Origin of the sequence: Erythrobacter litoralis HTCC2594, from assembly GCF_000013005.1 — a bacterium.
Taxonomy (GTDB): Bacteria; Pseudomonadota; Alphaproteobacteria; order Sphingomonadales; family Sphingomonadaceae; genus Parerythrobacter; species Parerythrobacter litoralis_A.
Genome location: NC_007722.1, coordinates 1,768,983 through 1,781,022, shown reverse-complemented (window position 1 = coordinate 1,781,022; position 12,040 = coordinate 1,768,983). Strand labels below are relative to the sequence as shown.

Here is a 12,040-nt window from a genome sequence, read left to right as displayed (position 1 = left end):
CGGCTCAGTCGGCGCCGACGAAGATCGACTTGGCGTTGGCGAATTCCTTGACGCCGAAACCGCCGTGCTCGCGCCCGTAGCCCGAGTCCTTCACCCCGCCGAAGGGCATGGACGGGTCCGCCACGCCATAGGTGTTGATGAAGACCATGCCGGTGTCGAAATGCTGCTTGGCCATCTCGACCGCGCGGTCCTTGTCGCCGCACAGGATGCCGCCTCCGAGGCCGTAACGACTGTCGTTCGCAAGGCGCATGGCGTCTTCGTCGTCCTTCGCGCGGATGACCGAGGCGACGGGGCCGAACAGCTCATCGTCATAGGCCGGCTGCCCGGGTGCCACATCGGTGAGGACTGTAGCGGGATAGAAGGCTCCCGGTCCTTCCGGAATGGCGCCGCCGCAGGCGATGGTCGCACCGTTTTCGACCGATTTGTCGACCTGGTCCTGCAGGTCGCCGCGCAGGTCGGCATTGGACATCGGGCCCATGTCGGTGCCGTCGGCGGTCGGATCACCGGTTTCGATGGCTTCAAACTTGGCGACGAACTTCTCGACGAACGCATCATAGATCTTGTCAGTCACGATGAAGCGCTTGCCGTTGATGCAGGTCTGACCGTTGTTGTAGAGCCGCGCCCGTGCGCAGACTTCTGCCGCGTGATCGAGATCGGCGTCTTCCAGCACGAGATAAGCGTCGTTCGATCCTAGCTCGAGCACGGTTTTCTTGAGCAGCTTGCCGGCCTTTTCCGCCACATGCTTGCCCGCACCGTCGGAGCCGGTGAGCGTGACGCCGCGCACCTTGTCATGCGCGATGATCTCGTCCGAGATGTCGTGATCGATCACCAGCACGCTGAAGAGATTGTCCGGCAGGCCGCCCTGCTTGAAAATCTCTTCGATCAGCAGGCCCGAACCGGTGCAAATGCTGGCATGCTTGAGCAGCACGCCATTGCCGACCATCAGGCTGGCGATGGCATAGCGGATGACTTGATAGGCCGGGAAATTCCACGGCTGGATGCCGTAGACGATGCCGATCGGCGAATAGGTGACGATACCGTGATCGGCATTGTTCGGATCGCGTCGCTCGTCGGCCAGTTCGTCCGGCCCGTTGGCGGCGGTGTAGTCGCAGATCGCTGCACACAGCTCGACCTCGTCGCGGCTATCGCCGATCAACTTGCCAACTTCCTTGGTCATCAACTGGGCGAGGTCTTCCTTGCGGTCCCGCAGGGCCTGGCCGATCGACTTGATGACGCTGGCGCGGTCTTCGAGGCTGCGCAGCTTCCACTTTTCGAACGCTTTCTGGCAGGCATCGACCTTGGCTTTCGCCTGTTCGAGCGAGAGCGTCTCGTAGCTTTCGATATCTTCGCCGGTTGCGGGATTGACGGTGGTAATGCTGGGCATGGGGGGCCTTTCGATTGGAGGTTCACCCCATCAATCCGCAGCCGCACGCACCGTTCCGGCCTTCACGCGCTAATCGTTGCGGGCCCAGCCATCTTGCGCGGGTTCCAGCGTGTCGAGGAAACTCTCCGCCCGATCGAGATAGGCCTGTTGCTTTTCCTCGCCCATCCGATCCCAGTTCGAGTAGATGCGCCCTATGCGCGGATTGCTTTCGAGCCGGTCGCGATGGCGATCCATGAAGCGCCAGTAGAGCGAGTTGAACGGGCATGCGTTTTCCTCGGTCTTCTTGCTGACCGAGTATGTGCAGTCGGAGCAGTAGTTGCTCATCTTGTTGATGTAATTGCCGCTCGCCGCATAGGGCTTGGACGCCAGCTTGCCGCCATCGGCGTAGAGGATCATCGCCGCGACATTGGGCAGTTCGACCCATTGGTAGGCATCGGCATAGACGACGAGATACCAGTCCTGCACTTCGCGCGGGGACAGCCCGGCGATCAGCGCAAAATTGCCCAGCACCATCAGCCGCTGGATGTGGTGGGCGTGAGCGTTCTCTTTCGTCGAGCGAATGCTGTCGGCCAAACAGCGCATGTCGGTTTCGCCGGTCCAGTAGAATTCGGGCAACGCGCGCTGGGCGTTGAGCGCATTGTTGCTCTCAAGGTCCGGCATGAAACGCCAGTAGAAGCCGCGCACATATTCGCGCCAGCCGATGAGCTGGCGGATGAAGCCCTCGGCCGAATTGATGGGGGCCTTGCCGTCCTGGTATGCCTGCTCCGCTCGGCGGCACAATTCGACCGGATCGAGCAGGCCGAGATTAATGCTGGTCGAGAGCATCGAGTGGTAAAGGTCGTCCTGGCCATAGACCATGGCATCCTGGAACTTGCCGAACTTCTCGATCCGTTCGGCGAAGAAGGCGTCGGCGGCTTTCTCGGCCTCGTCGCGCGTGACCGGCCAGCCGAAATTCTCGAGGCTGCCGAAATGATCGCCGAATTTCTCTTCGACCAGATCGATGCACTCACGCGTGATCTCGTCGGGTTCGAACAGCGGCCGCGCGGGCGGGTCCATGTCCTCTTTCGGCGAGGCGCGGTTATCCTCGTCGTAATTCCATTCGCCGCCTTCGGGCTTGCCGTCGTCGGCCATCAGGATGCCGGTCTTGCGGCGCATCTCGCGATAGAAATGCTCCATCCGCAAGGTCTTGCGGTTCTCGGCCCAGTCGTTGAATTCGGATAGCGAGCACAGGAAGCGATCGTCGGTTAAAATCTCGACTTCGCAATCGAACTTGTCTGGCCATTCCTCGATCGCCTGTTGCACCCGCCATTCACCCGCCTCGACGATTTGGATCGCGCGCGGTTGGTGGCGCTCGATGGCGCGGGCGACTTCGCCGGTGAAGCTGCCCGCATTGTCGGGATCGGTCAGCTTGACATAGTCGACCGTCCATCCCGCATCCTCCAGCTCGGCAGCGAAGTGACGCATGGCGGAAAAGATCAGCGCGATCTTCTGCTTGTGGTGTTTGACGTAAGTCGCCTCGTCCCACACCTCCATCATAAGGATGACGGTATCGTCCTTGGTGCGGCCCCTGATCGAGGCGAGGTCACGGGTCAGCTGGTCGCCCAGCACGGGCACGAGGATTGGTTTGTCGGATGCCATGCGGGGCTAACGCATGAACGGGCCGCGCGCTCCCGCTCAGTCGAGCTTGGGCGGCATGCCCGGCTCGCATTTCGCCATCGCGCGCTGGTAGGCCTCGCGTTTACCCATGCGCTTGAGATAGGCTTGCAGGTTGGGCATCCCGTCGATGCTCATGCCGCTCATTGCGCGGCTGGTGGTGAGCTGGAAGCCCATCATGATGTCCGCCGTGGTCAGTTGCGAACCGCCGAAATAGTCGGCCTCACCGAGCCGTTCTTCGACGATGGCCCAGCCCTTGGCGTTGCGATCGGCGACGAAGGGCGGCATCGCGCCGCCGTCCACCATGCGGCTCGCGACCAGCGACATCATGCCGTTGGTCATGAAGGTCGCGTTGGCCCAGTGGTAGTAGAACAGGTGGTCGGCGAAGTCGGAGTGGTCCGGGCCGGGCACCAGGTCGGTGTCGGGCGCATGTTTGGCGACGATCCAGTCGATGATCGCACCGCTTTCGCCGAGCACGAAATCGCCATCGGTGATGACCGGAGCGATGCCCATCGGGTGCAGCGCCTTGTATTCGTCGGGTGCAAGATTGTTGTCCTCGCGGCGGGTGTAAAGCTTCAAGTCGTAATCGAGCCCCAGTTCCTCACACAGCCAGACGATACGTTCGGATTGCGACAGGCGCAGGTGGTGGACGGTGAGCATTGCGGAGGTCCTTCTCAAACGAAGCTGTAGGGATCGATGTCGATCGATACGCGCACCCCGCGCGGGAAGTCCAGCGGATCGAGCCATTGGCGCAGCGCCTCCTGCACCTTTGCGCTGCGGCGCGCGTTGACGAGGAAGCGGTAGCGATAGCGACCGCGCAGCAGCGCCATCGGGGCAGGGGCGGGGCCGAGGATGGCGATATCCTCGATCCGCGGCTGGGTCGCGCCGATGCGCTGCGCGGCTTCGCGCGCTTCGGCCTCGTCTTCAGAAGAGACGATGATCGCGGCCCAGCGTCCGAAGGGCGGGGCCCCGGCGAAACGCCGCGCTTCGGTTTCGGCTTCGTAGAAGGCGTCGCGATCTCCGGCGGCAAGCGCTTCGATTACCGGCGCTTCGGGGTGGCGGGTCTGGATCAGGACTTCGCCCGGCTTCGAGCCACGCCCGGCGCGCCCGGCGACTTGCGCGACCTGCTGGTAGGTTCGCTCGGCCGCGCGCAGATCGCCGCCTTCCAGGCCTAGGTCGGCATCGACCACGCCGACAAGCGTCAGTTCTGGGAAATGGAAACCCTTTGTGACGAGCTGCGTGCCTACTATCACGTCGATTTCTCGCGCTTCGGCCTGCCTTACGAATTCGGCGGCCTTGTCGGGCGTGTTGAGCGTATCCGAAGTGACCACCGCGACCCGGGCATCGGGCAGGATTTCCGCCACCTCGTCCGCAATCCGCTCCACACCGGGTCCGCATGCGACTAGGCAATCGGGCTCGTTACAATCGGGGCAAGTCTCGGGCGGCTGTTCCTCGTGCCCGCAATGGTGGCAGGCTAGGCGTTGCGAAAAACGATGCTCGACCAGCCAGGCGCTGCAATTGCTGCATTGGAAACGGAAGCCGCAATTGCGGCACAGCGTCAGGGGCGCATAACCACGGCGGTTGAGGAACAGCAGCGACTGCTCGCCGCGTTCCAGCCGCGCGAACAGCTCGCGAGCGAGCGACGGGGCGAGCCAGCGACCGCGCTCGGGCTTTTCTTCCGTGAGGTCTATCAGCTTTATGTCCGGCAGCTCCGCCCCGCCATACCGGCTCGGCAGGTCCAGCTTCCGGTAGATGCCGCTTTCGGCCATCTGCAGGCTTTCGAGCGCGGGAGTGGCGCTGGCGAGAATCACGGGATGCTTCTCGAAATGTCCGCGCATTACCGCGACGTCGCGGGCATTGTAGCGCACGCCATCGTCCTGCTTGAAGCTCACCTCATGCGCTTCATCGACCACGATCAGGCCGAGATTGTCATATGGCAGGAACAGCGCCGAGCGTGCGCCGACGACCACCTGTGCCTCGCCCGTCGAGATCGCCCGCCACGCGCGGCGGCGCTCGGTCGACTTCAGGCTCGAATGCCAGACGATCGGCGCAGCACCGAAGCGATCTGCGAAGCGGCGCAGAAAGGCTTCCGTGAGCGCGATCTCGGGCAAAAGGACAAGCACCTGCCGGTCCATCCGCAACGCCGCCGCGACGGGCTCGAAATAGGTCTCGGTCTTGCCCGAACCGGTCACGCCGTCGAGCAGGATCGGGGCGAACTCTTCTGCCTCGACGGCGGCCACCAGCTCGTCTGCTACCTCCTTCTGCTCCGCCGACAGGATCGGTTCGGCATGGTCGGGATGCGCGCGGGGGTAGGACCGGTCGATATCGACCACGACCGGCTCCAGCACACCCTGGTTCACGAGGCCCCGTAGCACGCCGTCGGACACCTCGGCGATCTCGGCCAGTTCGCGGATGGTCGCCTGTTCGCCTTCCAGCCGCTCCATCGCCCTCTCGCGCTGCGCGGTCATGCGCTCCGGCATGCCGCCCGAGAGGCGATATTCCGTCGTTGTCATCGGCCCGCGCAGAGCGCCGCCGCTCGACAGCACCATCCGCGCCACAGCACTCATCGGGGCGCAGTAATAATCCGCCGTCCATTCGATCAGCCGCCGCAATTCCGGGCGCAGGGGCGGCACCGGCACCGTATCACGCAAGGGGCGAAGCTTGGCATCGGGCACCGATTGACCCGGCAGGCGTTCTTCCTCCCACACGACGCCGAGGATTTCGCGCGGGCCGAGCGGGGCGACCACGACGCTGCCCGGCACCACGCTCATCCCCTCCGGCACCCGGTAATCGAGCACCGGCAGGGCGGCGTTGAATGTGAGGATGCGCGCGCGGTTCATGCTGGTGCCATATGGGCGGCGGCATGCACGCCCCGCAAGGTTTGGAGACTGCACTATGTCCAAGATTGTTGGGTCCGAGATCATCACCCGTCGCTCGATGCTCGCCGGACTGGGCGCGAGCTCGCTCGTCCTCCTGCCCGGCTGCGCCGGCGGCTATGGCGGCGGCTTCAGCTTTACCGAGGCGATCCGCCGCCTGCTCCTGCTGTCGAGCGAACGCGCTTTCGACCGGCTGACGGCGCCCGGCGGCTATTGGGACGACCAGGTCGCCCGCATCGGCCTCGGTTCGTTCCTGGGCACGCGCGGCGATGTGCTCTCCCGCATCCTGACCTCGGCGCTGTTCAAGGACCGGCTGGAAGGCGTCTTTGCCGATTTCGCGATCGACGCCAGCGAACGCGCCGCGCCCGTCGTCGCCGATGCCGTGCGCGTGATCGGGTTCCAGAACGCCATAGACCTTGTGCGCGGCGGCCCGAGCGCGGCGACCGATTTCCTCAGCGCCGAAGTCGGCACGCGCGTGCTCGATGCGATGGTGCCCGGGCTCGACCGCGCCCTGCGCGTGGCGGAAGACCCGCTCGTCGGCCAAGCGCTCGGCGCGCTCACCGGCGTCGATGTCGGCGGCGTGGCGAACCGGCTGGGCACGCGGGTCAGCGACGCGATCTGGGCCGAGATGGGCCGCGAGGAGGCCGCCATTCGCGCCCATCCGCGCGCGACCCGCGATCCGCTGCTGATCGGCGTGTTCGGTGCTGCGTCGCGGCTGTGAGCCTGACCGATAGGCGGGGCTAGCCCCCGTGGGCACGGTTCGGTAGGAGATCGGGGAATCACTATTCGGAGCAGCCGCCCCATGCAATTCTTCGCCGACACCGCTGAAATCGACGACATCAAGGAACTGGCCGCGACCGGCCTGCTCGATGGCGTGACCACCAATCCCTCGCTGATCCACAAGTCGGGCCGCGACTTCATCGAAGTGACGAAGGAGATCTGCGGTATCACCGACGGGCCGGTGAGCGCCGAGGTCGTCGCGCTCGATCACGCCACGATGATGAAGGAAGCCGACAAACTGCGCGCGATCGCGGACAATGTCTGCATCAAGGTGCCGCTGACGATCGACGGGCTCAAGACCTGCAAGGCGCTGAGCGATGACGGCACCATGGTCAACGTCACGCTCTGCTTCAGCGCCAACCAGGCGCTGCTGGCAGCGAAAGCGGGTGCGACATTCGTTTCGCCCTTCGTCGGCCGTCACGACGACAACGGTTTCAACGGCATGGAGCTGATCCGCGATATCCGCACGATCTACGACAATTATGCTTTCGAGACCGAAATCCTCGTCGCCAGCGTGCGCCACACCACGCATGTGCTGGAAGCCGCGCTGATCGGCGCGGATGTCATGACGGCACCGCCCAAGGTGATCATGGCGCTGGCGAACCATGTGCTGACCAACAAAGGCATCGAAGGCTTCCTCAAGGATTGGGAAGCGACGGGGCAGAGTATCTTGTAATTGGCATGTGTCCCTGCGCAGGCAGGGACCTCCTTCCACCGGCGGATCGCTAGTGGTTGGAGGCCCCAGCCTTCGCTGGGGCTCGCAAGGATTGTATGAGCGACGAATCCCCCCTCGACAGCTTCAAGCGCGCGCTGACCGGCACGGCGCGGGCCCTTGCGCGCGAGCCGGAGATCGAAGTCGCGTGGAGCGCCGACAGCCCGAGCGCGCAGGGGCGGAATTTCCGCGTACCGCTGCCCGGTCGCAATCTGCCGCCCGAGCAGGCCGCCGAGGCGCGCGGCTTCGCGGACAGTTTCGCGCTCAAGCTGCGCCACCACAATCTGAAGCTGCACGAGGCCAACGCGCCCAGCGATCCGGTGGCGCGGGCGTGCTACGATGCGGTCGAGCAGGTCCGCTACGAAGCATTGGGCGCGAGCGGCTACGAAGGGATTGCGGACAATCTCGACGCCGCGGTCGAACTGCGCACCGCCAGCGATCCCATTGCCCGCGCGCAGAACGACGGCGACGTGCCGCTGCAAAGCGCGCTCGGCCTGATGCTGCGCGAGCAATTGACCGGCAAGCCGATTCCCGAACGGGCGCGTGCCGGCGTCGAACTGGTGCGCGAGTATATCGAGAGCCGAACCGGCAGCGATTTCGAGGATTTGGCCGGGTCGCTCGAGGACCAGAAAGCGTTCCAGTCGCTCGCGCTCGACATGCTGCGGCATCTCGAACTGACCGATCCGACCGATCAGCCCGACAGCGCCGACAATGAAGATGGCGAGGACGAAGACGGGCAGGACGAGCAGGAAGACGAGAGCGACGACGAAACCGGCGGCGACGAGCAGCCGAGCCCTGCGGAAATGGCCGGCGAGCAGACCGAAGGCGACGCCGAGGGCGAGGCGGAAACCGAGGCCGGCGAGGAAGTGGCCGACGGCGAGCTGGGCGACGAGGGCGAGGAAGGCATGATGCCGGTCCGCCCCAACCGCCCGTGGACCGACCTGCCCGACAGCTTCGACTACACCGAATACACCACGCAATATGACGAGGAAATCGCCGCGGCCGAACTGTGCGATGCCGAGGAACTGGACCGGCTGCGGGCCTATCTCGATAGCCAGCTGACAGGGCTGCAGGGCGTCGTCACCCGGCTCGCCAACCGGCTCCAGCGCCGCCTGATGGCGCAGCAGAATCGTAGCTGGGATTTCGACCAGGAAGAGGGGTTGCTCGATGCCGCGCGGCTGGCTCGTGTCGTCATCAGCCCCGGCCATTCGCTGAGCTACAAGATCGAGCGCGATACCGAGTTCAAGGACACGGTCGTCACCCTGCTGATCGACAATTCCGGCTCCATGCGCGGGCGGCCGATCAGCATCGCCGCAATCAGCGCCGACATCATGGCGCGCACGCTGGAGCGGTGCGGGGTCAAGACCGAGATCCTCGGCTTCACGACCCGCGCGTGGAAGGGCGGGCAGGCGCGCGAGAAATGGCTCGCCGACGGCAAGCCGCCGCAGCCCGGCCGCCTCAATGACCTCCGCCACATCCTCTACAAAAAGGCCGACGAACCCTGGCGCCGCGCGCGCCGCAATCTCGGCCTGATGATGCGCGAAGGGCTGCTCAAGGAAAACATCGACGGCGAGGCGCTGCTGTGGGCGCATAATCGCCTGATCGCGCGACCCGAGGATCGCCGCATCCTGATGGTGATCAGCGACGGCGCGCCGGTCGACGACAGCACGCTCAGCGTCAACAGCGCGGGCTATCTCGAAAGCCACTTGCGCAAGGTGATCGACTGGATCGAGAAGCAGTCACCCGTGCAACTGGTGGCCGTCGGCATCGGCCACGATGTGACCCGCTATTACAAGCGCGCGGTGACGATCATGGATGTCGAACAGCTCGGCGGGACGATTATCGAGCAGCTAGCCGATTTGTTTGAGGTGGAGTGATGGTATTCGGCCTGTTTGATCGACCCAGTCTTAAGATTGCGAAACATGTTCCCGATTGGGCCAGAGAAACCGTCGTCAACTGCGAATGCGTTATTGGAAATGAAGCACTGAACTTCGGATTTAACAAAACTGAGTTTGAGCTGGCCAAGGGATTCGCGCTGGCCGTATGGGTTCTGAACGAACAGCATCAGGGCAGATTGGCTCTTTCCAATTATCAAGGTCGGTACATTGGCAATACGGGGACTAACTGTCTGAACATGCTTCGAACGAAGTCGGACTTGGCGATTGCGCTCGTGAATCATCTTGAGAAGAAGGGGGTAATAGAAGCGGAATGATTTGGCTCCTCACCGTCATCCCCGCGAAGGCGGAAATCCAGTGCGAATTTGCGAAGTGCTGCCAGATAGCTTTGGGTCGCCGCCTTCGTGGGAATCATGAGGTATGAGTATGAACGTTACCGAAGCCGTCCAGTCCCGCCGCTCCGTCCGCGCCTTTCTCGACACACCCGTCGACCAGGCAACGCTCACCCGCATTCTCGAAAAAGCGCAGCGCTCGCCTTCCGGTGGGAACACCCAGCCGTGGCATGGCATCGTCCTCACCGGCGAGCCGATGCAGAAGCTGTTTACCCGCGTAGCGCAGGACCTGCCCAAGGGGCGCGAGGCGTTTGCGCCGGAGTATCATGTGTATCCGCCCGAGCTCGACGGGGCCTATGAGCAGCGCCGCCGCGGGGTGGGCGAGGATATGTATGGCGCGCTCGAAATCTCCCGCGAGGAGAAGGGCAAGCGGCTGATGTGGTTCGCCAACAATTTCCGCGCCTTCGGGGCGCCGGTGCTGATGCTGGTCCACACGCCCAAATATATGGGCCCGCCGCAATGGTCCGATATCGGCATGTGGATGCAGACCATCGGCTTGCTGTTGCGCGAGGAAGGGCTCGATTGCTGTTACCAGGAGGCGTGGGCGGTGTTCGCGCCGCAAATCCGCGAGATGGTCGATATTCCGGAGGACCACATCTTCTTCTGCGGCATCGCCATCGGGTACCGCGACCCGGAGGCGGCGGTGAACCAGTTCGAGGTCAAGCGCGCCCCGCTGGAAGAAAGCGTGCGATGGGAGGGGTGGGAGTAACTCCCTCCGTCATCCCAGCGCAAGCTGGGATCTCTCTCAATCCCGTCGCGCCGGTGGAGCCAGATCCCAGCTTGCGCTGGGATGACGGGCATATATTAGGCCCCACATGACCACCACGCCGCTCAAGCTGTTCAATTCGCTCACCCGCTCGCTGGAGGAATTCCAGCCGATCCACCCGGGCGAAGCGCGCGTCTATACCTGCGGGCCGACGGTCTATAACTACCAGCATATCGGAAATATGCGGGCCTATATCTTCGCCGATACGCTGGGGCGTACGCTCAGCTGGAAGGGCTTCGACCTCAAGCATGTGATCAACATCACCGATGTCGGCCACCTGACCTCGGATGCCGATGCGGGCGACGACAAGATGGAAAAGGCCGCCGCGCGCGAGGGCAAGAGCGCATGGGACATCGCGCGCTACTACCAGCAAGTGTTCGAGGCCGACCTGGATCGGCTCAACATTCGCAAGCCCGAGCACCCGCGTGCGACAGACTATGTCGAAAGCATGATCGCATGGGCCAAAAGCATCGAAGCGAAGCATTGCTACGAGCTCGACAGCGGGCTCTATTTCGATGTCTCGACCGTACCCGAATACGGGCGGCTGGCGCGCGCCGTAACCGATGAAGGTGAAGGCCGCATCGATGAGGTCGAAGGCAAGCGCAACGCCGCCGACTTCGCGATCTGGCGCAAGACCCCGCCGGGCGAGACGCGGCAGATGGAATGGGATTCGCCGTGGGGCAAGGGCGCACCGGGGTGGCACCTCGAATGCTCGGTCATGAGCGCAGAACTGCTCGGCCACCCGTTCGACATCCACACCGGCGGAATCGATCACCGCGAGATCCACCACCCCAACGAGATCGCGCAGAACCAGGCGCATAATTGCTCGCCCGACAGCGGCGCGAAGATCTGGATGCACAACAACTTCCTGATCGACCGGCGCGGGAAGATGTCGAAAAGCTCGGGCGAGTTCCTGACGCTGCAGGCGCTGGTCGACCGCGGCTTCCACCCGCTCGCCTACCGCATGCTGTGCCTGCAGGCGCATTATCGCAGCGAGCTGGAATTCACGTGGGAAGGATTGGAAGCGGCGCTGGTGCGGTTAAAGCGCATGGTAATGGCGCTCGAAACCCTCAAGGCCCGTCATGCTGAACTCGTTTCAGCATCGATGCCGAACTCCAAACCGTGGGCGCAAATGGAAGCATGGACCCTGAAACAAGTTCAGGGTGACGATTGGGGGAAGCTTGGCCCTGCAATCGAGAAGTTCGGCACCGCAATCGCCGATGATCTCAATACCGCAATCTCCCTGACCGCCATGGAAGACCTTCTCGCCACCAAGAAGATCGATCCTGCTAAGAAGCTCGTTCTCGCAAGTGCTTTCGATGCCGTTTTGGGTTTTGACCTCCTCAACCTTTCTCGCACCGATCTCCGCACCCGCCCCGCGACCGCCGAAATCAGCGAAGCCGAAATCGAGGCCGCGTTCGCCGAGCGCAAGGAAGCCCGCGCGGCCAAGGACTTCGCCCGCTCCGACGCAATCCGCGACGACCTCGCGGCCAAAGGCGTCGAGGTTATGGACGGCGACCCGCTCGGCTGGGAGTGGAAGCGGGGCACTTGACCAATCCTAATTCTCAAACCCCGTTCGCCC

10 protein-coding genes are annotated in these 12,040 nt (G+C 63.7%); 6 read left to right on the top strand and 4 right to left on the bottom strand.

The features are described 5' to 3' along the window. Nucleotides 1-4 precede the first annotated feature (4 nt). The 4 genes from EL2594_RS08640 to EL2594_RS08625 all read right to left on the bottom strand — a co-directional run bounded on the left by EL2594_RS08640 (nucleotide 5) and on the right by EL2594_RS08625 (nucleotide 5,877). Nucleotides 5-1,384, bottom strand: coding sequence for an NAD-dependent succinate-semialdehyde dehydrogenase (locus EL2594_RS08640; protein ID WP_011414668.1), 1,380 nt, complete (start codon nucleotides 1,382-1,384; stop codon nucleotides 5-7). 69 nt (nucleotides 1,385-1,453) lie between these two features. Next, nucleotides 1,454-3,022 carry a cryptochrome/photolyase family protein gene (locus tag EL2594_RS08635; RefSeq protein ID WP_011414667.1) on the bottom strand — a complete coding sequence of 523 codons (1,569 nt, stop codon included), beginning with the start codon at nucleotides 3,020-3,022 and terminating at the stop codon, nucleotides 1,454-1,456. Nucleotides 3,023-3,058: 36 nt separating this feature from the next. Then, nucleotides 3,059-3,697: a glutathione S-transferase family protein gene (locus EL2594_RS08630; protein ID WP_011414666.1), complete on the bottom strand. Its 639-nt coding sequence runs from the start codon at nucleotides 3,695-3,697 to the stop codon at nucleotides 3,059-3,061. Nucleotides 3,698-3,711: 14 nt separating this feature from the next. Then, on the bottom strand, nucleotides 3,712-5,877 hold the full coding sequence (locus tag EL2594_RS08625) for a primosomal protein N' (RefSeq protein WP_011414665.1): 2,166 nt from the start codon (nucleotides 5,875-5,877) through the stop codon (nucleotides 3,712-3,714). 55 nt (nucleotides 5,878-5,932) lie between these two features. Here EL2594_RS08625 and EL2594_RS08620 point away from each other — a divergent pair, with 55 nt between their 5' ends. The 6 genes from EL2594_RS08620 (at nucleotide 5,933) to cysS (ending at nucleotide 12,010) form a co-directional block, all read left to right on the top strand. After that, on the top strand, nucleotides 5,933-6,634 hold the full coding sequence (locus EL2594_RS08620) for a DUF4197 domain-containing protein (RefSeq protein WP_011414664.1): 702 nt from the start codon (nucleotides 5,933-5,935) through the stop codon (nucleotides 6,632-6,634). Between the two features lie 81 nt (nucleotides 6,635-6,715). Further along, nucleotides 6,716-7,369: a fructose-6-phosphate aldolase gene (gene fsa, locus EL2594_RS08615; protein ID WP_011414663.1), complete on the top strand. Its 654-nt coding sequence runs from the start codon at nucleotides 6,716-6,718 to the stop codon at nucleotides 7,367-7,369. 95 nt (nucleotides 7,370-7,464) lie between these two features. Next, nucleotides 7,465-9,282 carry a cobaltochelatase subunit CobT gene (cobT, locus tag EL2594_RS08610; RefSeq protein ID WP_011414662.1) on the top strand — a complete coding sequence of 606 codons (1,818 nt, stop codon included), beginning with the start codon at nucleotides 7,465-7,467 and terminating at the stop codon, nucleotides 9,280-9,282. After that, entirely contained in the window at nucleotides 9,282-9,617 is a 336-nt protein-coding gene (locus EL2594_RS08605; protein ID WP_011414661.1) for a hypothetical protein, read from the top strand. Before cobT ends, EL2594_RS08605 begins: the two co-directional genes overlap by 1 nt. 103 nt (nucleotides 9,618-9,720) lie before the next feature. Continuing rightward, the gene (locus EL2594_RS08600) at nucleotides 9,721-10,401 is read left to right on the top strand and encodes a nitroreductase (protein ID WP_233994252.1); all 681 of its coding nucleotides are present in this window, start codon (nucleotides 9,721-9,723) and stop codon (nucleotides 10,399-10,401) included. Between the two features lie 106 nt (nucleotides 10,402-10,507). Continuing rightward, on the top strand, nucleotides 10,508-12,010 hold the full coding sequence (gene cysS / locus EL2594_RS08595; RefSeq protein ID WP_011414659.1) for a cysteine--tRNA ligase: 1,503 nt from the start codon (nucleotides 10,508-10,510) through the stop codon (nucleotides 12,008-12,010). Nucleotides 12,011-12,040 lie beyond the last annotated feature (30 nt).

Coding starts and splice junctions, on each gene's coding strand:
- fsa (WP_011414663.1), top strand. CDS start 6,716: ATGCAATTCTTCGCCGACACCGCTGAAATCGACGACATCAAGGAACTG.
- EL2594_RS08635 (WP_011414667.1), bottom strand. CDS start 3,022: ATGGCATCCGACAAACCAATCCTCGTGCCCGTGCTGGGCGACCAGCTG.
- EL2594_RS08620 (WP_011414664.1), top strand. CDS start 5,933: ATGTCCAAGATTGTTGGGTCCGAGATCATCACCCGTCGCTCGATGCTC.
- cobT (WP_011414662.1), top strand. CDS start 7,465: ATGAGCGACGAATCCCCCCTCGACAGCTTCAAGCGCGCGCTGACCGGC.
- EL2594_RS08625 (WP_011414665.1), bottom strand. CDS start 5,877: ATGAACCGCGCGCGCATCCTCACATTCAACGCCGCCCTGCCGGTGCTC.
- EL2594_RS08640 (WP_011414668.1), bottom strand. CDS start 1,384: ATGCCCAGCATTACCACCGTCAATCCCGCAACCGGCGAAGATATCGAA.
- EL2594_RS08630 (WP_011414666.1), bottom strand. CDS start 3,697: ATGCTCACCGTCCACCACCTGCGCCTGTCGCAATCCGAACGTATCGTC.
- cysS (WP_011414659.1), top strand. CDS start 10,508: ATGACCACCACGCCGCTCAAGCTGTTCAATTCGCTCACCCGCTCGCTG.
- EL2594_RS08600 (WP_233994252.1), top strand. CDS start 9,721: ATGAGTATGAACGTTACCGAAGCCGTCCAGTCCCGCCGCTCCGTCCGC.
- EL2594_RS08605 (WP_011414661.1), top strand. CDS start 9,282: ATGGTATTCGGCCTGTTTGATCGACCCAGTCTTAAGATTGCGAAACAT.